The following is a 19,590-nucleotide window of genomic DNA, read 5'->3' on the forward strand; positions in this document are numbered from 1 at the left end:
AACCAAAAAACCCATAAAAAAACGCAACCAAACTAATGATTGCGTTTTTTTTATGGCGTTCTGAATAAATTCAGAATACTATTTATTTCACTTCTTCGAAATCTACATCTTCCACATCGCTGCCTTCTGCTTGTCCGTTTTGACTAGCGTCTGGTCCTGGAGCACCACCTTGTTGTGCCTCGGCTTGTGCTTTGTACATTTCTTCACTTGCTACTTTCCAAGCTTCGTTAATTTTATCTAAAGCTGGCGTTACTTGCTCGATATCTTTAGTTTCGTATGCTTTCTTAAGCTCTTCTAAAGCAGCTTCAATTGGTTCTTTTTTATCTGCAGATAATTTATCACCAAATTCTTTTAACTGACTTTCAGTTTGGAAAATCATAGAATCGGCTTCGTTTAATTTCTGAGCTTTTTCTGCTGCTTTTTTATCGGCTTCAGCGTTCGCTTCAGCATCAGCTTTCATCTTTTGAATTTCTTCTTCAGTTAAACCAGAGGATGCTTCAATACGAATATCTTGTGTTTTATTTGTTGCTTTATCTGTAGCTGTTACGTGAATAATACCATTGGCATCAATATCGAATGTTACTTCAATTTGAGGTGTTCCTCTTCTAGCTGGTGGAATACCATCTAAATGAAAACGTCCAATCGTTTTATTATCGGCAGCCATAGCACGCTCACCTTGTAATACGTGAATTTCTACAGATGGTTGATTATCTGCTGCTGTAGAGAATACTTGCGATTTCTTAGTAGGAATCGTTGTATTCGCTTCAATAAGCTTCGTCATTACATTACCCATAGTTTCAATACCTAATGATAATGGTGTAACGTCTAATAATAATACATCTTTAACATCACCTGTTAAAACACCACCTTGAATACCAGCTCCTAAAGAAACCACTTCATCTGGATTTACACCTTTACTAGGCGCTTTACCAAAGAATTTCTCTACAGCTGCTTGTACTGCAGGGATACGAGTCGAACCACCTACTAAAATAACTTCGTCGATATCGTTTTTACTTAAACCTGCTGCTTTTAATGCAGATTCACATGGAGCGATCGTACGTTTTACTAAATCGTCAATTAACTGCTCGAATTTAGATTTTGTTAGCGTACGTACCAAGTGTTTTGGTCCGCTTGCAGTAGCCGTGATGTATGGCAAGTTAATTTCTGTTTGTGCAGAAGATGATAATTCAATTTTAGCTTTTTCTGCAGCTTCTTTTAAACGTTGTAAAGACATGGGGTCTTTACGTAAATCCATACCTTCTTCGGCGTTAAACTCGTCTGCTAACCAGCCAATGATTTTTTCATCTACGTCATCACCACCTAAATGTGTATCTCCATCGGTTGATAATACTTCAAATACACCGTCTCCTAATTCTAAAATAGAAACGTCATGTGTACCACCACCAAAATCGAATACTACAATTTTTTGGTCTTTTCCTTTTTTATCTAAACCGTAAGCTAATGCTGCTGCAGTAGGCTCGTTAATAATACGACGCACTTTTAAACCTGCAATTTCACCTGCTTCTTTTGTTGCCTGACGTTGTGAATCGTTAAAGTAAGCTGGTACTGTAATTACCGCTTCACTTACCGTAGTTCCTAGATAATCTTCGGCAGTTTTTTTCATTTTCTGAAGAATCATTGCAGATAATTCTTGAGGTGTATATAAACGACCATCAATATCTACACGAGGCGTATCGTTATCTCCTTTTACAACTTTGTAAGGAACACGTTCTGCTTCATTTTTAGATTCTGAATATTTATTACCCATAAAACGTTTAATAGAATAAACGGTTTTAATTGGGTTTGTAACTGCTTGACGTTTTGCTGGATCACCAACTTTAATTTCACCACCTTCTACAAAGGCAATAACCGATGGTGTAGTACGCTTACCTTCTGCGTTTGGGATAACAACAGGTTCGTTACCCTCCATAACAGAAACGCAAGAGTTGGTTGTTCCTAAATCGATTCCAATAATTTTACTCATAATATTTTTTATTTATAATGTTGAATGTTCAATTTTAAATTCATGTTGTAAGAGTCAATGATTATGCCAACTAAAAAAAACTGACAGGATGTCATTATCATTATGTTAAACTTTTACTATTTTAAGAAACATTATGAAGTAAAATTCTAATTTTACCTTAAATTCTTTAAACAACATTAATGGAGTGTATTTCTGTATTTGATATGTTAAAAATTGGCGTTGGACCATCTAGTTCTCATACTTTGGGCCCATGGCGTGCAGCACAACGCTGGATTAAAGAATTAAAAGACGCTCATAAATTTGATGCTGTTAAAAAAATTCAAATCGATTTGTATGGCTCATTGTCATTAACAGGCAAAGGCCATGCGACAGACTTAGCCATTTTATTAGGTTTAAGCGGTGCAGACCCCGAAACGATTCCTGTAAACAGTATAAATGACATTATAAAAGGCATTAAAACAAGTCATAAATTAAACTTAAATGGTGAAAAAGAGATTGATTTCAGTCCTGAAACCGCCATTGTTTTTAACAAAAAGTTTTTACCATTTCATGCTAACGGCCTTACGTTTAAAGCCGAGACCAACGAAGCAACCGTAAAATCTACTTTTTACTCCATTGGTGGTGGTTTTGTGGTTAAAGAAGAACGAAAAAATGCCAAAAAAAACAATGCCATTTTTAATACCTTCCCCTATCCTATTCAATTAGGAACCGAACTTTTAATGTATTGTAAAAATGAAAACAAATCTATTTCTGAAATTGTTTTTGAAAACGAAAAATCTTTAAGAGACGAAAACGCCATCGATTATGAATTAAAACGTATTTGGGATACCATGCTGGAATGCATGTATATTGGTTGTCATACCGAAGGTAACTTACCTGGCGGATTAAATGTAAGACGCCGTGCCAATGATATTCATAAAAATTTAATAAGCGATTTACCATATAATAACCCACAGGAATGGCTAGAAACCATTCGTAAAACTGAGGTTAAGTTTAGACAAATATTAAAATGGGTAAGTTGTTTTGCCTTAAGTGTCAATGAAGTAAATGCCTCATTAGGACGTGTTGTAACTGCGCCAACCAATGGCAGTGCCGGAGTAATTCCTGCCGTACTTATGTATTATATGGTCATTGAAAATCACCATGCTAATTTTGAACACATTAAAAAATTCTTACTTGTTGCTGGAGAAATAGGCAGTATATTTAAAAAAGGGGCAACTATTTCGGCAGCCATGGGTGGCTGTCAAGCCGAAATAGGCGTATCTTCGGCAATGGCTGCTGCTGCTTTAACAGAACTTCTTGGTGGCTCACCCGAACAAGTTTTGGTAGCCGCCGAAATAGCCATGGAACATCATTTAGGGTTAACTTGCGACCCCATTGGTGGATTGGTACAAATTCCATGTATAGAACGTAATTCTATGGGCGCCATAAAAGCCATTAATGCTGCCGAACTTGCTTTAGAAACCAATCCCGAAAATGTAAAAGTTCCCTTAGATAAGGTTGTAAATACCATGTGGGAAACGGCAAAAGATATGAATTCGAAATACAAAGAAACATCGGAAGGCGGTTTAGCCCTAGGTGTAAATTTTGCCGATTGTTAAAAAATCATCTTTACTAAAATTAAAAAAACTTGTTGTTAAAAGGTTGTAGAAAAACCATTATAACTTGTGTAACTAGGTAAAAAATAATGGCGAATTAATTAAGTAATTTCGGTATTCTAAACACAATCAATACAATATACATTCGAAAACTTATTCGCTTTAAAACGAATAAGTTTTCTTATTTTTGGACTCTATTAAATAAACATTAACATGTCTGTAGCAAAAAAAGAATATAAGCGCATTACCGTTAAAACATTGGTTGATATGAAAGCCAATGGTGAAAAAATATCGATGTTAACCGCATACGATTATACCATGGCTAAAATAGTAGATGGCGCAGGTACAGATGTGATTTTAGTAGGCGATTCTGCCAGTAATGTCATGGCCGGGCACGAAACTACATTGCCCATTACTTTAGACCAAATGATTTATCATGCTTCCTCTGTAGTTCGCGCTGTTAGTCGCGCATTGGTGGTTGTAGATTTACCTTTTGGAAGCTACCAAAGCGACCCTAAAGAAGCCTTGCGTTCTGCCATAAGAATTATGAAAGAAAGCGGTGGTCATGCTTTAAAACTTGAAGGTGGTAAAGAAATAAAAGAATCTATTAAACGCATTTTAAATGCCGGAATTCCTGTTATGGGGCATTTAGGTTTAACACCGCAATCTATATATAAATTTGGCACATACACCGTTCGAGCCAAAGAAGAACAGGAAGCGATGCAACTTTTAGAAGATGCTAAACTTCTTGAAAGATTAGGTTGTTTTGCCATTGTTTTAGAAAAAATACCTGCAGAATTAGCAAAGCAAGTTGCTGCAAGTGTTAGCATTCCTATTATAGGTATTGGCGCCGGTAACGGTGTCGATGGACAAGTTTTAGTGCTGCATGATATGTTAGGAATGACTCACGAATTTCATCCCAGGTTTTTAAGACGTTATCTTAATTTATATGAAGATATGACTCAGGCTATTTCTCAATATGTAGACGATGTAAAATCTATTGATTTCCCAAATGATAATGAACAGTATTAACTGTTATTAGATTAAAACACTCGTGAATTCGTGGCAGAAAAAACGCTTTCTAATAAAAATAACCTTCAAGTACTTTTTGAAGATAATCACATCATTGTAGTTAATAAGCGTGCTGGCGATATTGTTCAAGGTGATAAAACAGGCGACCAACCACTAAGCGACGTTGTTAAAGAATATATTAAATACAAATATAACAAGCCTGGCAATGTTTATCTGGGCGTTGTGCATAGATTAGACAGACCTACAACCGGACTGGTAATTTTTGCCAAAACAAGTAAAGTTTTACCCCGGTTAAATGCACTTTTTGTTTCAAAAGACATAAAAAAAACATATTGGGCGCTGGTAAAAAACCAACCAGAAAAAACGCAAGACACCTTAATTAACTGGCTTAAAAAAAATCCGAAAAACAACAAAGCTTCGGTATATAATAAAGAAGTTAGCGACTCTAAAAAAGCCATCTTACATTACGAAATAATACAAAAACTAGACAACTATTTTTTATTAGAAGTTAATTTAGAAACAGGAAGACACCATCAAATTAGAGCCCAGCTAGCAAATATAGGCTGTCCTATAAAAGGCGATTTAAAATATGGTTTCGACCGAAGCAATAAAGATGGCAGCATCCATTTACACGCCAGACATATTGAGTTTATACACCCTGTAAAAAAAGAAGTTGTAAAAATTACGGCGCCGCTGCCCTCCGATCCTATTTGGGATGCTTGTTTGTAGTGAATATTAAATTAAAGGATAATTTATAAAAAGTGCGACACCATGATTTGGTTTCGATAAAATTTCTAATTGAGCATGAATTAAATTTGCTCTACTTTTCATATTAATTAAACCCGAGCCTTTTTCGGCTTCTTCAACATTAAAACCAATACCATCATCTTTTGCTGTAATGATTAAATTTTCAGGTTGATAATTTAAATGAATGTTGATGTTATTAGCTCTCGAATATTTCACTGAATTAGACAAAAACTCTTGAATGATTCTAAAAAGAATAATTTCGTGTTTGGTGTTTTTAAATTCAACTTTATCACCTGTAATAGTTAATTCAGCCGAATTAAATTTCATTTTCTTCAATCGGTTTAACTCATTACTAACCGATTTTTCGAAACCTACGTTTAAAACCACCTCGTTATTTAATGTTTTTGAAAGTGCTCTTACCTCGGCCAGACTATCTTTTAAAGCTTCGGTTGTATCTTTAAATTTGGGTTTTACGTCTTCTGAAACCTGCATTTTTAAAATACTAAGTTGCATATTCGCAAACGATAACAATTGTCCAATGTTATCGTGTAATTCCCAACCAATATTTTTTAAGGTCTGCTCTTGAGTTTCCGTTTGGGCCTGAGCTATTTCTGCTTCAAAGGCTTGTTTTTGCATGATTTGTTCTTGTAAAATCCTGTTTTTACGCTTTAAAAAAACCACAAAAAATAAAATAACCAAAGAGGTTACAATAACCAAAACGGCAATCATATAAATAAGCAAATATCGTTCGGATGCTGAACTGGCTATGGTTTCTGTTTGGATATTGATTAAAGGTATTAAATACAAAACGCTATTAATTTTTAATTAAATTATTTGACATCTGGCTTACAAAATATTAAAGCAAAAGTAAAAGTTGAATACATCAAAGCATTTACAAATAAATAAATTTGCCATCTTAAAAAAATAAAATTCCAATCTTGTTTGGCATTATAAATATCATAAAAAACCAAAGGTGTTGTAATAAGCCACCAAATAAAAATGGCTGCACTTATATAGAAATTAAGCGATTTATAAAAGGTTAATATTTTATCACTAAGTAATACTTCTATAAAATAAAACACACTACATAAAAGAACTATAATGGCACCTAGTATCCTGATAATGGGAAAATCTTTTATAAAATAGTATTCCCAATTTAATATAATATAAGTAATGTAGAACACAAAAAAAGCATAACCAGCGTATCGTATTACTTTTTTAAACTTAATGTTTTCAAGTATTTTGCTATAGTAAAATGAAAAAAACAAAATAGCCCCTATTTTCCAAAACAATGTGGACCACCAGGTATTGTTAACAAAAACAGTTCCTTTTAAAAAACTAAAAATGCCATCGTTTTTTATGTAATAAACATAGGTGTTAATAAAATCTCCAATAGATAAATACACTAAAAACCAAATAAAATACTTTGCAGAGGTTTTGCTGTATTTCTTGTATAAAATTAAACCAACTAAAGCGGCAGAGATTTCAAGAATCCGGGTTATAACACTTTTATATTCTACTAAAAACGCTTCCAATTAAAAAATTTATTGTGGGTAACCGCCATTATTTCCATCGCCATCATTAAGAGGATCGATTGGCAAATCGCCTTTACCAGACTGAATAGGTATAAAACTAGCTTGCGACATTTTTTTGTTACCCGTTGGCACTATAAACATGGTTGTTAAATCTTTTTTTGTTTGTCCAGCGTTTTTTCCATAAACTCCCAAATACACTCTTAAACCTGTCATTTTATAACCCAGACTGTCTGCAGCATTTTGTGCGTAGGCTAAATAATTTTCTACATCTTCAAGTGACCAATATGTAGAACGATCGTCTTGATTTCTACCTTGTTTCTTTGCTGCCGAATCTACGGCGGGTTTTCTGTGAATAGTCCAATTAGCATTTAGCTCTTTGGCTTTTTCAATAGAGATAACGCCTTTAGGTTTTACTATTTTAGTCATACTTTCTTGTTCTATTTCTCTAGGACAAAAATAATAGGTTAAAACAGCACCAACAACAAATCCGAGAACGATATAAGCTAGATTTTTCATACAAATTAATTGATTTTAAATTGATAATAACTTGTTAAATGTAATAAATATTAATCCAAATTTTTACTAATCAAAAATTAATTGCCGTGGTATGTTTAACTTCATTAATAACAAACATACTATGTGTGCTGCCTATGTGATTTATAGAGGTGAGTTTGTTTACCATAAATTCTCTAAAAGCCGGCATATCTTTTACTAAAACTTTTAATAAGTAATCGTAATCGCCACTTATGTGGTAGCACTCTAAAACTTCATTTAATTTTGCCACTTCTTTTTCAAATTTCACAACAAAATCCTGCGTGTGTTGCACCAGTTTAATATGACAAAAGGTTACAAACGCTTTATCGACTTGTTCTTTGTTTAATAAAGCAACATAACTTTTTATGTAGCCTTCGCGTTCAAGTTTTCGTATTCTTTCGTAAACTGCAGTAACAGATAAGTTTAATTTATTTGCGAGCTCTTTATTGGTTTGTTTACTGTCTGTTTGCAAGTATTCCAGAAGTTTTTTATCGGTAGCATCAAATATCATAATGGATTATTTTTCATTAAAAGATGAATAAAATAAATTTTAATAAAATTATATTCTAATATAAGCATAAATAATGGTTTTATTATCTAATAAAATACACTTCTATTGCTTATAAATCTAATTTAATTGAAATTTATACAAATTAAATCATTTTATATGAAACCATTTAAACCAGCAAATAAGATTCAAGATTTACAATATTTCGGTGAATTTGGCGGTGTTAATCCGTCTATTTCAGACTCATCAACATACACGTTTTTATCGGCCAAAACCATGTTCGATACCTTTGAAGGTAATGCCGATGGCTGCTATTTATACTCCAGACACTCGTCGCCATCCAATCTCTATTTAGGAGAAGCACTGGCGGCTATGGAAGGAACCGAAACTGCCAATGTTTCGGCTTCTGGAATGGGCGCCATCACAGCCGTTTTAATGCAAATTTGCGGAAGTGGCGACCATATAATTTCTAGTAGAACCATCTATGGTGGCACTTATGCTTTCCTTAAAAATTTCCTGACTAAGTTTGAAATAAAAACTTCGTTTATTGATTTTACAGATTTAGAAGCTGTTGAAGCCGCTATTACCAATAAAACAAAGGTTTTGTATTGTGAATCTGTTAGCAATCCGCTGTTAGAAGTTTCAGATATAAGAGAACTTTCAAAAATCGCAAAAAAACACGGTTTAAAACTCGTAGTAGACAATACCTTTTCCCCTTTGTCCGTTTCGCCAGCTCAATTAGGTGCCGATGTGGTTATTCACAGTTTAACAAAATTTATAAATGGCTCAAGCGATACGGTTGGCGGTGTTGTTTGCGGCAGTCAAGAATTTATAAACAACCTTCGAAACGTTAACAATGGTGCCTCCATGCTACTTGGTTCTACTATGGATAGTTTACGCGCAGCATCGGTTTTAAAAAATTTACGAACACTTCACATTAGAATACAACAACACAGTAAAAACGCCCTTTATTTAGCCGAAAAATTTGAAGCTTTAGGTTTAAAAACGGTTTATCCGGGATTAAAGTCGCATGTATCGCATGAACTTTTTAAAAGTATGATGCATCCCGAATACGGATTTGGAGGCATGTTAACCATTGATGTTAAATCGTTAGATAAAGCAAACGAACTTATGGAATTAATGCAAAACGAAAATCTAGGCTATCTGGCTGTAAGTCTTGGTTTTTACAAAACATTATTTAGTGCCCCTGGAACTTCTACTTCTTCTGAAATACCCTTAGAAGAACAAAAAAAGATGGGTTTAAGTGATGGATTAATTCGTTTTTCTATTGGTCTCGACGCCGATATTGAACGTACCTTCCAAATGATGTTATCTTGCATGAAGCGTATTAAAATTTTATAAGATTTTGAAAAGGATTGAATTTATCATTACTTTACAGAACAAAAAAATAATCTATGCAAGAAGACCAAAACCTTTCTGAATTTAAAGCCGACAAAGAAACTGTTATTGAAAACAAAGAATTAAATTTCTTTGAAGCTATTATTCCCGTAATAATACTCATGAGTATGTTAGCTTACAACATCTTTTTTGTAGATGGACAAGAATGGTTTGGTACGTATACAAATCAAATTATTTTATTACTAGGTGGTGTAGTGGCCGCTGTAGTAGGTCTTTTTAATAGGGTTTCTATAAAACGCATGGTTACCGAAATTTGGGAAAACTTAAAAAGTGTTTTTATACCAATAATGATTTTATTGCTTGTTGGAGCACTTGCAGGAACCTGGCTAATAAGTGGTGTTATTCCTGCCATGGTTTATTATGGTCTACAGGTTTTAAGTCCAGAAATTTTTCTTCCCGCTTCGGTTATAATTTGCGCCATCATATCGATTGCTACTGGTAGTTCTTGGACTACTTCGGCAACCGTTGGTATTGCTTTAATTGGTATTGGAACTGCCTTAGGCATAAATCCGGGAATGATTGCTGGCGCAGTAATTTCGGGTGCTTATTTTGGAGATAAAATGTCGCCACTAAGTGACACAACCAACTTAGCTCCTGCCATGGCAGGAACCGATTTATTTACTCATATTAGATATATGACCATCACCACAGTACCAACGCTCATTGTCACGTTAATATTTTTCACCATTTTAAGTCTTAATACCGATACTACCGGAAGTGCAGATTTAAGCGATTTGCTTAACACCATTAGCCAAACTTTTTACATATCGCCGCTATTATTTATTGTACCTGTTGTAGTTATTGCACTCATCTTATTAAAAACAAAACCGCTAATAGCATTAAGTACAGGTGTTATTTTAGCAGCTATATTTGCTTTTATATTTCAAACAGATGTTTTAAATGGTTTGGCAGATTCTCAAATGCATGCCATTTTCACATCCATCATCACCGACACTCAAATTACTACCGAAAATGAAAAACTAAACGATTTATTTTCTGCTGGTGGTATGAATGGCATGTTATGGACTATTTTCTTAATTATTTGCGCCATGGTTTTTGGTGGCATCATGGATGGTATTGGCGCTTTATCAAGGATTACCAAAGAATTATTAAAACTTGCCAAAACCGTATTCGGTCTCTTCGCCAGCACCGTTATTAGTTGTTTAGGCTTAAATGCTATTGCATCCGACCAATATTTGGCCATAGTAATACCAGGAAAAATGTTTAAAAAAGCATACCAAGACCGAAATCTAGCGCCAGAAAACCTTTCTAGAACACTGGAAGACAGCGGTACGGTAACTTCTGTTTTAATACCATGGAATACCTGCGGTGCTTACCAAAGTGGTGTTTTAGGTGTTAACGTAAGCGACTATTTTGTTTATGCCATCTTCAATTGGTTAAGTCCGATAACTACTTTAACTTTTGCTGCTTTATCCATAAAAATAAGACAACTAACTAGTAAATAGAGTTGTACTATTATTTTTAATTTTCACTATAATAAAAACCTATATCAGGATAAATAATTAAAATTTATTTCGTTTATAAATCTAGGTTGCTGTTTTATATTTGCAGTGTTAAAAATTAATAACACAAAAAAATTATAACATGGCATTAGTAGGAAAAAAATTCCCAAATTTAAACGTAGACGCAATGAATGAAATGGGCGACACTTTTAAAGTAAACGTCCTTGAAGAAGCAGTTAACAACAAGAAAAAAGTGCTTTTATTCTGGTATCCAAAAGACTTTACTTTTGTTTGTCCAACAGAATTACATGCATTTCAAGCAGCTTTAGGTGAGTTCGAAAAACGTAACACTATTTTAATTGGTGCTTCGTGTGATACTCCTGAAGTTCATTTTGCCTGGTTAAATACTTCAAAAGATAACGGTGGAATTGAAGGTGTAACTTACCCAATCCTTGCAGATAGCAACAGAAATTTATCTAGTATATTAGGTATTTTAGACATCACTAAAGAAACTTACGATGAAGAAACTGGTACAGTTCAAGTTGAAGGTGATAATGTTACTTACAGAGCAACTTATTTAATTGACGAAGATGGTGTTGTACAGCACGAAAGCATCAACAATATGCCGCTTGGTAGAAATGTAAATGAATATTTAAGACTTATCGATGCCTTAACACACAACCAAAAACATGGTGAAGTTTGTCCAGCAAACTGGGAAGAAGGTAAAGATGCAATGAGTGCCGATAGAAAAGGTGTTGCTAGTTATTTAGCATCACATTAATCGCACTATTTAAATAGCTAAGTAGTGTTCTCTCTCACGCACTACTTAGCTTTTTCTCAAATAAACTTACTTATGATACAAGAATTAGAACAAGATAACTTAGGAGCTATAGTTTCAAGTGAAAATACCGTTGTGGTGCAATACTCGGCAACATGGTGTGGCAACTGTAGAATTATGAAACCTAAATTTAAAAAATTAGCTTCAGAAAACGAAAATGTAACTTTCGTAATCGCCGATGCAGAAAAATTTCCTGAAAGCCGTAAACTTGCTACAGTTGATAATTTACCAACGTTTGCCATTTTTAAAGATGGAGCGTTTGTAAATCAAGTTCAAACTAACAAATTTGAGGTTTTAAAGGAATTAGTAGACGAATCTATTTAATTACGATTTATGAAATTACCTGTAATTAAACACCTCACACAGTTTATTGAAGACAATGATGAAGATTTTATAATTGAAACCATTGAAACTCTTGAAGCCCTTACCGAAGTTCCTTCTTTAAAAGATGAAGAATTAGATGTTATTGGAGAACTTATTTCTAATATGTATGGTGCTGTAGAAGTGAATAAAATGATAAAATCTGGTACTCCAAAAAAGGAAGCGTTAAACAATTTTATGTCGCGTGTACTTGGGTCTATAGATAAATAAATTCTGGATAAATTAAAACAAAAGAGCTGGCTTAAAGCCAGCTCTTTTGTTTTTATAAACTATTGTATACGATGCTTCTTTTTATAAGGCCTAATTATTAAGCGCGCTTCTCTATCAAAACGAATGTAATTATACACCCAATTAATAAAAACAACCATTCGGTTTCTAAAACCAATTAAGAAAAACAAGTGAACAAACATCCAAACGTACCAAGCAAAAACGCCCTGAAATCTTATTTTTGGTAAATCTACAACCGCTTTATTTCTGCCAATAGTTGCCATAGCGCCTTTATCGTTATACACAAAAGGCACCATCGGTTTGTTTTCTATCAATTTTAATAAATTTTCGCCTAATTGTTTTCCTTGTTGAATGGCTGGTTGCGCCATCATAGGCAAACCATCGGGAAATTCGGGAGAAACCATAGAAGCCACATCGCCTACTGCAAAAATATCGTCATAACCTTTTACCTGACTAAATTCATTCACCAACAATCGGTTGGAGCGGGTTACAAAGTCTCCCGCATCTAAACCTTTTATAGTAGCGCCCTTTACCCCTGCTGCCCAAATTAAAGTAGCCGTTTCAAAAGTTAAATCGGTATTGGTTGTTACCGTTTTCCCATCATAATTAGTCACCCTAATATTTTTCCATATATTAACTCCCAGTTTTTCTAAAAAATCTTCTGCTTTAGCCGATGCTTGTGCGCTCATGCCCTTTAAAATGCAATCGCTAGACTGTATAACATTAATTTGAACCAAACGCGTATCTAAATCGGGGTAATCTTTGGGTAAAATACCTTTTTTAATTTCAGCTAAAGCGCCTGCTAATTCAACACCTGTTGGACCTCCACCAACAATAACAAAATTCATTAAAGCATTACGTTCTATTAAATCGGTTGTTAAAAGTGCCTCTTCAAAGTTTTCAAGAATTAAACTTCGTAGGTTTAACGATTGTGGTATGGTTTTCATGGCCATACTATGGGCTTCAATCTCTTTGTTGCCAAAATAATTTGTTTCCGATCCCGAAGCAATTACCAAATAATCATATTTAAGGGTTCCTATATCGGTAATAATCTTCTTTTTTTCGGCATCAATTTGTTCAACATTAGCTAATCGAAAAATAAAATTTGGAAAATCTTTTAGAATTTTTCTAATAGGATATGCAATAGAATCGGGCTCTAATCCGCCTGTAGAAACTTGATATAATAAGGGTTGAAACGTGTGATAATTATTTTTATCCAGTAAAACAACCTGTACCTCTTTTTTAGATAATTTTTTTGCTAGAGAAATTCCAGCAAAACCACCTCCTATAATTACGACACGAGGAAAACTTGTTCTTGGTATATTCATAAACTAAATGTTACTAACAAAGGTAAGAAAAGATATAAATTTATATGCTTCTAAATTCGTTATTCGGATTAGGTTTCGTAAATTCGTGGACTGAAATAACGATTAAATTAAATCATGAGTAAATACGATATTATTGTTCTTGGAAGTGGTCCTGGTGGTTATGTTACAGCTATTAGAGCATCACAGTTAGGTTTTAAAACTGCAATTGTAGAAAAAGAAAATCTTGGTGGCGTATGTTTAAATTGGGGTTGTATTCCAACGAAAGCCTTATTAAAATCGGCGCAGGTATTTGAATACCTTAAACATGCTGGTGATTACGGTTTATCTGTAAAAGAATACGATAAAGATTTTAATGCGGTTGTACAACGCAGCAGAAGCGTTGCCGATGGCATGAGCAAAGGCGTTCAATTCTTAATGAAAAAGAACAAAATAGATGTTATTGAAGGTTATGGTAAATTAAAACCAGGTAAAAAAGTTGATGTAGACGGTACAGAATATAGCGCCGATAACATTATTATTGCTACTGGAGCGCGTTCTCGCGAGTTACCAAACTTACCTCAAGATGGTAAAAAAGTAATTGGTTACAGACAGGCAATGACATTAACCGAGCAACCTAAAAAAATGATTGTTGTAGGTTCTGGAGCTATTGGTATTGAGTTCGCTTATTTCTATAATTCTATGGGTACAAAAGTAACTATAGTAGAATATTTACCAAATATTGTTCCTGTTGAGGACGAAGATGTATCTAAACAACTAGAACGTTCATTCAAGAAAAGTGGTGTTAACATTATGACTTCTGCCGAAGTTACTACAGTTGATACTTCTGGTGAAGGTGTAAAAGCCACAGTTAAAACAAGTAAAGGTGAAGAAGTTTTAGAAGCCGATATTATTTTAAGTGCTGTTGGAATTAAAACAAACATTGAAAACATTGGTTTAGAAGATGTTGGTATTGTTGTAGATAGAGATAAGATTTTAGTAAACGATTATTACCAAACAAACATACCAGGATATTATGCTATTGGAGATGTAACTCCTGGGCCAGCATTAGCGCACGTTGCTTCTGCCGAAGGTATTCTTTGTGTTGAAAAACTAGCCAATATGCATGTTGAACCATTAGATTACGGTAATATTCCTGGATGTACGTATTGTACTCCTGAAATTGCAAGTGTTGGTTTAACCGAAAAACAAGCTAGAGAAAAAGGTATCGATATTAAAGTTGGTAAGTTTCCGTTCTCTGCATCTGGTAAAGCAAGTGCAGGTGGAAATAAAGATGGCTTTGTAAAAGTTATTTTTGATGCTAAATATGGCGAATGGTTAGGTTGCCATATGATTGGTGCTGGTGTTACCGATATGATTGCAGAAGCCGTTTTAGGTAGAAAACTTGAAACAACAGGTCATGATGTATTAAAAGCTATTCACCCTCACCCAACTATGAGTGAAGCCGTTATGGAAGCTGTAGCTGCTGCTTACGATGAAGTAATACACATCTAATACATTTTAGATACTATAAATAAAAAAGGTGCGATTCATAAAGTTTTGAATCGCACCTTTTTTTAAAATTATTTAAGCTAAACTTAAACATATACTATATAAAACTATGAATAGCAAGCTCATAGCTTTGCATACCAAAACCAAGAATAACCCCTTTAGCGTTAGGTGATATGTAAGATTGATGTCTAAATTCTTCTCTGCCAAATGTATTTGAAATATGTACTTCTACAACAGGTGTTTCTATACCTTTTATAGCATCTCCAATAGCAATAGAAGTATGCGTGTAAGCACCGGCGTTAATTATAATACCATCATAACTAAAACCAACTTCGTGCATTTTATTAATTATTTCGCCTTCAACATTCGATTGGTAATATTCTAAATCGACGTTAGCATATTTTTTTTTAACGGTATCAAAAAACTCGGTAAAAGTTAAACTTCCGTAAATTGCCGGTTCTCTTTTACCTAGTAAATTAAGATTGGGTCCGTTAATAATTATTAGTTTTTTCATTAAGTAAAAATATTAAAAATAATGTTATTTATTTTTTAAAAAATCTATCTGAGTAGTTTCATTAAGCTTCAAATTAGAAGTGGCCTTAATTGTGTTTACGCCATCTTCAATTTGAACAATAACAGTGTTTGGAGCAATTTGCCCTTCATTATTTGCCTTGATTTTAACCGACGTTTTCTGTGCTTTTAATTCTATTTTAATTTTTCGCTTTTCGTTTTTTGCTTCATAGTTATTAAGCACAACTTCACCATTAACAAAAACAGAAATTTTATCTCCATCTTCTTTGCCACCATCAAAAACAGTTAATGTAATTGTATTAGCCTTAGAAAACACACTTAAAACTTCGTTTTTACGTAAAACATTTAACTTACCAGCATCCATTAATTTTAAAGAACTCATTTTTGCTTTTATACTATCTGGTACCATCTTAGAATTTGATATTTTTTTAGATACCTTTTGAATACGTTTTTCTACAGACTCTTGTGTATTTAAAAATATTTTCCCATCTATACATTGCGTATTATCTGAAAAAAGCCCGACAAAATTTGTTTTAATATTTTTAGATTTATCTAGATTAAAATTTTTCACAGTAGCATGCACAAAGCAAAAATCCTGTTGAGAGACAGGAGATTTTGTGTAAACAATACCTGTTTCACGAAAATTTAGTTCATTTTTATCTTTTAAATATTCACCAAATATATTAGACTGTGTTTCGTGGTCTCCACCTAAATCGGTAACAGAATAACCTTTAATTTTCCCATTATTCTCGGTGAAACTTAATTTATAAGTAATAGACAAAGAATCGCTTAAAACCACCGCTCCAAAATAATTAAATTCATTCTGCGCCGCTGATTTTAAAATAATGCTAAAAAAAAGTAAACAAACTAAACATATTCTTAAATTCATAGTCTTTTTTTTCCTAAATTAGACTTACAAACATAAATCAATTAATTATGAAAATTAAATTATTACTTTCCTTTTTAATGGTAGTCTTAATGTACTCTACCAGTTATGCATCTTTTCCGGTTAAAAGATCACACACTACAACAAACAACACAGAAGTTACTACCACAAGTAGTACTGTTGATGTTTTAACTCCTATTGCTACGGTAGCAGCTAAAGACAAATGGGTTGGTGTGGCGTTATGGTTCTTTTTAGGTTGGCCATTTGCAGCACATAGATGGTATTATAAAAAACCTGTACTGTATAATATTTTATTTATTGTAACTCTTGGAGGACTAGGTATCTGGGCTATTATTGATTTAATTAACATCCTTACCGATAATTTCTAATTAAAAATTTAAATAAAAGACCAATCAAATATATTTGATTGGTCTTTTAAATGTTACAAACAAAAAAAGGAAGCAAATGCTTCCTTTTTTTTATGATACTATTTAATTAAGCATTTCGTTTAGCTTTTTTTTCTTCTCTTATTTCTTTTATTCTTTCAATTAAAGATCCTCCAATCCAATAAGGAATTACAAAGGTTAGTAAAAATATCATTAACCAAAATCCAATAGTAAGTATGGTTAAAAAAGCTAGAAATCCTAAATATTGGTCAAATTCGAACATAATTGTAAGTGTCTTTAATATATCTTAAGCAAAGATAATGTAACATATTTTGTTAAACAATAGTTAACCTAAAATTTATTAACAGCTATATTAACTTAAATCTGGTTGAGGCGTCATGCGTAAATAGGGTTTAATTTCTGTATGCCCTTTTGGAAACAACGCTGGTATCTCCTCATTTTTAACCGCTGGAGAGATAACACAATCGTCGCCACTTTGCCAGTTGGCAGGCGTCGCTAGTTTATGGTATGCCGTTAATTGTAATGAATCTATCACACGAAGTAATTCATCAAAATTTCTACCTGTTGATGCTGGATAAGTAATAATTAATTTCACTTTTTTATCGTTTCCTATAACAAAAACAGAACGTACAGTAAATTTATCACTAGCATTTGGATGAATCATATCGTATAATTCTGAAACCTTTCTATCTTCATCGGCAATTATTGGAAAGTTAACCGTTGTATTTTGAGTTTCATTTATATCTTTTATCCACCCCATGTGCGATTCTAAACCATCTACACTTAATGCAACTACCTTAACGTTGCGTTTATCAAATTCTGGTTTATACTTTGCAACAGTACCTAATTCGGTAGTACATACAGGAGTATAGTCTGCTGGATGAGAAAACAAAATTCCCCAACTATCTCCTAACCATTCGTGGAAATTAATTTCACCTTCAGAAGATTTTGCTGTAAAATTTGGAGCTGTATCTCCTAATCTAATTGTTGCCATAATTGTTATTTTTTCTTAAACTTTAATTCCTACTAAATTAATCAATTTAATATAATTAACAAAACAAGTTCGTTATAAGTTTGTTAAAAAATACTTATAAAAACTAACATATATCATGCGTGTTAACCTAGTAAAATAGTTAACTTTGTGTAGTTAATTAAATCATTTTAAGATGAGTTTTAGAATAGAAAAAGATACAATGGGCGAGGTTAAAGTGCCTGCCAATAAACTTTGGGGAGCTCAAACCGAGCGCTCTAGAAATAATTTTAAAATAGGCCCTTCTGCGTCTATGCCACTAGAAATAATCTATGGTTTTGCATATTTAAAAAAGGCTGCTGCTTACACCAATTGTGAACTAGGCGTTTTACCAATTGAGAAACGCGACTTAATTGCAGCTGTTTGTAATGAAATATTAGAAGGTAAGCACGACGACCAATTTCCGCTGGTAATCTGGCAAACAGGTTCGGGTACACAAAGTAACATGAATGTAAACGAAGTAATTGCAAACAGAGCACAACAATTAGCAGGAAAAATTATTGGTGAAGGCGAAAAGGCCATTCAACCGAATGATGATGTTAATAAATCGCAATCTTCTAACGATACGTTTCCAACGGGTATGCATATTGCAGCTTACAAAAAAATTGTTGAAGTAACCATTCCGGGAGTAAAGCAATTACGAGATACCTTAAAGAAAAAATCTGAAGAGTTTAAATCTGTTGTAAAAATTGGTCGTACCCATTTAATGGATGCTACTCCTTTAACCTTAGGTCAAGAATTATCGGGTTATGTAGCTCAATTAGATCATGGATTAAAAGCCCTAGAAAATACCTTACCACATTTAAGTGAACTCGCATTAGGTGGAACAGCCGTAGGAACTGGTTTAAACACACCAAAAGGTTATAGTAAACGCGTTGCCGAATATATTGCCGAGTTTACAGGCTTACCTTTTGTTACTGCACCCAACAAATTTGAAGCCTTAGCTGCTCACGATGCCCTAGTTGAAACTCACGGAGCACTAAAACAACTAGCCGTATCTTTAAATAAAATAGCTAACGATATTAGAATGATGGCTTCTGGCCCCAGAAGTGGTATTGGAGAAATTATAATCCCTGCAAATGAACCAGGAAGTTCAATTATGCCAGGAAAAGTTAATCCAACTCAATGTGAAGCATTAACTATGGTTTGTGCTCAAGTTTTAGGAAATGATGTTGCTATTTCTGTTGGCGGACTTCAAGGTCATTACGAATTAAACGTTTTCAAACCAGTTATGGCAGCCAATGTTTTACAATCTGCTCAATTAATAGGTGATGCTTGTGTGAGTTTTGATGAAAATTGTGCTATTGGCATAGAGCCTAATTATGAAGTAATAAAAACGTTATTAAACAATTCTTTAATGCTTGTTACTGCTTTAAATACTAAAATAGGATATTATAAAGCTGCTGAAATTGCTAATACTGCACATAAAAACGGTACTACTTTAAAACAAGAAGCTGTTAATTTAGGGTATGTTACTGCTGAAGATTATGATGAATGGGTAAAACCAGAAGACATGGTTGGTAGTTTAAAATAAGCTACTATCTTAAAAAATAAAAAAACAGGTAAATTTACATTTACCTGTTTTTTTTTGGTTGGTTAGTTTTAAATCCGAATAATTTCTTATTGGAAATCATTCAAATATATAAAATAACA

21 protein-coding genes are annotated in these 19,590 nt (G+C 33.5%); 11 read left to right on the forward strand and 10 right to left on the reverse strand.

The genetic code is table 11. The annotated features are described in order from the left end of the window. Positions 1 to 82: 82 nt before the first annotated feature. Complete coding sequence (dnaK, locus tag AW14_RS12360) at positions 83 to 1,984, reverse strand: molecular chaperone DnaK (protein WP_044639095.1); 1,902 nt, start codon at positions 1,982 to 1,984, stop codon at positions 83 to 85. 179 nt (positions 1,985 to 2,163) lie between these two features. On the opposite strand from dnaK, the gene AW14_RS12365 reads away from it, so the two are divergent. From AW14_RS12365 to AW14_RS12375, 3 genes are all read left to right on the forward strand, one after another. After that, positions 2,164 to 3,585, forward strand: a complete 1,422-nt coding sequence (locus AW14_RS12365) for an L-serine ammonia-lyase (protein ID WP_044639096.1) — start codon at positions 2,164 to 2,166, stop codon at positions 3,583 to 3,585. A 210-nt stretch (positions 3,586 to 3,795) separates the two neighbouring features. Next, positions 3,796 to 4,614: a 3-methyl-2-oxobutanoate hydroxymethyltransferase gene (panB, locus tag AW14_RS12370; RefSeq protein WP_044639097.1), complete on the forward strand. Its 819-nt coding sequence runs from the start codon at positions 3,796 to 3,798 to the stop codon at positions 4,612 to 4,614. A gap of 30 nt (positions 4,615 to 4,644) precedes the next feature. Further along, positions 4,645 to 5,343 (forward strand): RluA family pseudouridine synthase, encoded by a 699-nt coding sequence (locus tag AW14_RS12375; protein WP_044639098.1) that lies wholly within the window; start codon positions 4,645 to 4,647, stop codon positions 5,341 to 5,343. A 6-nt stretch (positions 5,344 to 5,349) separates the two neighbouring features. Here AW14_RS12375 and AW14_RS12380 read toward each other — a convergent pair whose 3' ends face one another. The 4 genes from AW14_RS12380 to AW14_RS12395 form a co-directional block, all read right to left on the reverse strand. Then, the gene (locus tag AW14_RS12380; protein WP_245617592.1) at positions 5,350 to 6,168 is read right to left on the reverse strand and encodes a sensor histidine kinase; all 819 of its coding nucleotides are present in this window, start codon (positions 6,166 to 6,168) and stop codon (positions 5,350 to 5,352) included. 23 nt (positions 6,169 to 6,191) lie between these two features. Further along, entirely contained in the window at positions 6,192 to 6,896 is a 705-nt protein-coding gene (locus AW14_RS12385) for a hypothetical protein (RefSeq protein WP_044639100.1), read from the reverse strand. Between the two features lie 9 nt (positions 6,897 to 6,905). Further along, positions 6,906 to 7,412 carry a hypothetical protein gene (locus AW14_RS12390; protein ID WP_044639101.1) on the reverse strand — a complete coding sequence of 169 codons (507 nt, stop codon included), beginning with the start codon at positions 7,410 to 7,412 and terminating at the stop codon, positions 6,906 to 6,908. A 70-nt stretch (positions 7,413 to 7,482) separates the two neighbouring features. Beyond that, positions 7,483 to 7,941: an Lrp/AsnC family transcriptional regulator gene (locus tag AW14_RS12395; RefSeq protein ID WP_044639102.1), complete on the reverse strand. Its 459-nt coding sequence runs from the start codon at positions 7,939 to 7,941 to the stop codon at positions 7,483 to 7,485. 156 nt (positions 7,942 to 8,097) lie between these two features. Here AW14_RS12395 and AW14_RS12400 point away from each other — a divergent pair, with 156 nt between their 5' ends. The 5 genes from AW14_RS12400 to AW14_RS12420 all read left to right on the forward strand — a co-directional run bounded on the left by AW14_RS12400 (position 8,098) and on the right by AW14_RS12420 (position 12,249). After that, a complete protein-coding gene (locus tag AW14_RS12400; protein ID WP_044639103.1) occupies positions 8,098 to 9,300 on the forward strand; it encodes an aminotransferase class I/II-fold pyridoxal phosphate-dependent enzyme in 1,203 nt (400 codons plus the stop codon). Between the two features lie 53 nt (positions 9,301 to 9,353). Next, the gene (nhaC, locus tag AW14_RS12405; RefSeq protein ID WP_044639104.1) at positions 9,354 to 10,823 is read left to right on the forward strand and encodes a Na+/H+ antiporter NhaC; all 1,470 of its coding nucleotides are present in this window, start codon (positions 9,354 to 9,356) and stop codon (positions 10,821 to 10,823) included. A 139-nt stretch (positions 10,824 to 10,962) separates the two neighbouring features. Beyond that, positions 10,963 to 11,601, forward strand: coding sequence for a peroxiredoxin (locus tag AW14_RS12410; protein ID WP_044639105.1), 639 nt, complete (start codon positions 10,963 to 10,965; stop codon positions 11,599 to 11,601). A gap of 72 nt (positions 11,602 to 11,673) precedes the next feature. Further along, a complete protein-coding gene (locus tag AW14_RS12415; protein WP_044639106.1) occupies positions 11,674 to 11,982 on the forward strand; it encodes a thioredoxin family protein in 309 nt (102 codons plus the stop codon). 9 nt (positions 11,983 to 11,991) lie between these two features. Then, complete coding sequence (locus AW14_RS12420) at positions 11,992 to 12,249, forward strand: DUF6952 family protein (protein WP_044639107.1); 258 nt, start codon at positions 11,992 to 11,994, stop codon at positions 12,247 to 12,249. A gap of 59 nt (positions 12,250 to 12,308) precedes the next feature. Here AW14_RS12420 and AW14_RS12425 read toward each other — a convergent pair whose 3' ends face one another. Beyond that, complete coding sequence (locus AW14_RS12425; RefSeq protein ID WP_044639108.1) at positions 12,309 to 13,595, reverse strand: NAD(P)/FAD-dependent oxidoreductase; 1,287 nt, start codon at positions 13,593 to 13,595, stop codon at positions 12,309 to 12,311. A 114-nt stretch (positions 13,596 to 13,709) separates the two neighbouring features. Here AW14_RS12425 and lpdA point away from each other — a divergent pair, with 114 nt between their 5' ends. Next, positions 13,710 to 15,086, forward strand: coding sequence for a dihydrolipoyl dehydrogenase (gene lpdA / locus AW14_RS12430; protein WP_044639109.1), 1,377 nt, complete (start codon positions 13,710 to 13,712; stop codon positions 15,084 to 15,086). Between the two features lie 94 nt (positions 15,087 to 15,180). On the opposite strand, the gene aroQ is transcribed toward lpdA, so the two are convergent. Together aroQ and AW14_RS12440 are read right to left on the reverse strand one after the other, a co-directional pair. Next, positions 15,181 to 15,597 (reverse strand): type II 3-dehydroquinate dehydratase, encoded by a 417-nt coding sequence (aroQ, locus tag AW14_RS12435; protein ID WP_044639110.1) that lies wholly within the window; start codon positions 15,595 to 15,597, stop codon positions 15,181 to 15,183. Positions 15,598 to 15,621: 24 nt separating this feature from the next. Next, positions 15,622 to 16,503: a hypothetical protein gene (locus tag AW14_RS12440; RefSeq protein WP_044639111.1), complete on the reverse strand. Its 882-nt coding sequence runs from the start codon at positions 16,501 to 16,503 to the stop codon at positions 15,622 to 15,624. A 47-nt stretch (positions 16,504 to 16,550) separates the two neighbouring features. Between AW14_RS12440 and AW14_RS12445 the strand changes: the two genes are divergently transcribed. Further along, positions 16,551 to 16,889, forward strand: coding sequence for a TM2 domain-containing protein (locus tag AW14_RS12445; RefSeq protein WP_044639112.1), 339 nt, complete (start codon positions 16,551 to 16,553; stop codon positions 16,887 to 16,889). Between the two features lie 106 nt (positions 16,890 to 16,995). Here AW14_RS12445 and AW14_RS14935 read toward each other — a convergent pair whose 3' ends face one another. Further along, positions 16,996 to 17,169 carry a hypothetical protein gene (locus AW14_RS14935; protein ID WP_169744665.1) on the reverse strand — a complete coding sequence of 58 codons (174 nt, stop codon included), beginning with the start codon at positions 17,167 to 17,169 and terminating at the stop codon, positions 16,996 to 16,998. A 90-nt stretch (positions 17,170 to 17,259) separates the two neighbouring features. Beyond that, positions 17,260 to 17,901 (reverse strand): peroxiredoxin, encoded by a 642-nt coding sequence (locus AW14_RS12450; RefSeq protein ID WP_044639113.1) that lies wholly within the window; start codon positions 17,899 to 17,901, stop codon positions 17,260 to 17,262. Between the two features lie 172 nt (positions 17,902 to 18,073). On the opposite strand from AW14_RS12450, the gene fumC reads away from it, so the two are divergent. Continuing rightward, positions 18,074 to 19,471 carry a class II fumarate hydratase gene (gene fumC / locus AW14_RS12455; protein ID WP_044639114.1) on the forward strand — a complete coding sequence of 466 codons (1,398 nt, stop codon included), beginning with the start codon at positions 18,074 to 18,076 and terminating at the stop codon, positions 19,469 to 19,471. Positions 19,472 to 19,590: the final 119 nt, after the last annotated feature.

It is taken from the genome of Siansivirga zeaxanthinifaciens CC-SAMT-1 (assembly GCF_000941055.1).
Classification (GTDB): Bacteria; Bacteroidota; Bacteroidia; order Flavobacteriales; family Flavobacteriaceae; genus Siansivirga; species Siansivirga zeaxanthinifaciens.

Coding starts and splice junctions, on each gene's coding strand:
- dnaK (WP_044639095.1), bottom strand. CDS start 1,984: ATGAGTAAAATTATTGGAATCGATTTAGGAACAACCAACTCTTGCGTT.
- AW14_RS12365 (WP_044639096.1), top strand. CDS start 2,164: ATGGAGTGTATTTCTGTATTTGATATGTTAAAAATTGGCGTTGGACCA.
- panB (WP_044639097.1), top strand. CDS start 3,796: ATGTCTGTAGCAAAAAAAGAATATAAGCGCATTACCGTTAAAACATTG.
- AW14_RS12390 (WP_044639101.1), bottom strand. CDS start 7,412: ATGAAAAATCTAGCTTATATCGTTCTCGGATTTGTTGTTGGTGCTGTT.
- AW14_RS12395 (WP_044639102.1), bottom strand. CDS start 7,941: ATGATATTTGATGCTACCGATAAAAAACTTCTGGAATACTTGCAAACA.
- AW14_RS12400 (WP_044639103.1), top strand. CDS start 8,098: ATGAAACCATTTAAACCAGCAAATAAGATTCAAGATTTACAATATTTC.
- nhaC (WP_044639104.1), top strand. CDS start 9,354: ATGCAAGAAGACCAAAACCTTTCTGAATTTAAAGCCGACAAAGAAACT.
- AW14_RS12410 (WP_044639105.1), top strand. CDS start 10,963: ATGGCATTAGTAGGAAAAAAATTCCCAAATTTAAACGTAGACGCAATG.
- AW14_RS12415 (WP_044639106.1), top strand. CDS start 11,674: ATGATACAAGAATTAGAACAAGATAACTTAGGAGCTATAGTTTCAAGT.
- AW14_RS12420 (WP_044639107.1), top strand. CDS start 11,992: ATGAAATTACCTGTAATTAAACACCTCACACAGTTTATTGAAGACAAT.
- AW14_RS12425 (WP_044639108.1), bottom strand. CDS start 13,595: ATGAATATACCAAGAACAAGTTTTCCTCGTGTCGTAATTATAGGAGGT.
- lpdA (WP_044639109.1), top strand. CDS start 13,710: ATGAGTAAATACGATATTATTGTTCTTGGAAGTGGTCCTGGTGGTTAT.
- aroQ (WP_044639110.1), bottom strand. CDS start 15,597: ATGAAAAAACTAATAATTATTAACGGACCCAATCTTAATTTACTAGGT.
- AW14_RS12440 (WP_044639111.1), bottom strand. CDS start 16,503: ATGAATTTAAGAATATGTTTAGTTTGTTTACTTTTTTTTAGCATTATT.
- AW14_RS12445 (WP_044639112.1), top strand. CDS start 16,551: ATGAAAATTAAATTATTACTTTCCTTTTTAATGGTAGTCTTAATGTAC.
- AW14_RS14935 (WP_169744665.1), bottom strand. CDS start 17,169: ATGTTCGAATTTGACCAATATTTAGGATTTCTAGCTTTTTTAACCATA.
- AW14_RS12450 (WP_044639113.1), bottom strand. CDS start 17,901: ATGGCAACAATTAGATTAGGAGATACAGCTCCAAATTTTACAGCAAAA.
- fumC (WP_044639114.1), top strand. CDS start 18,074: ATGAGTTTTAGAATAGAAAAAGATACAATGGGCGAGGTTAAAGTGCCT.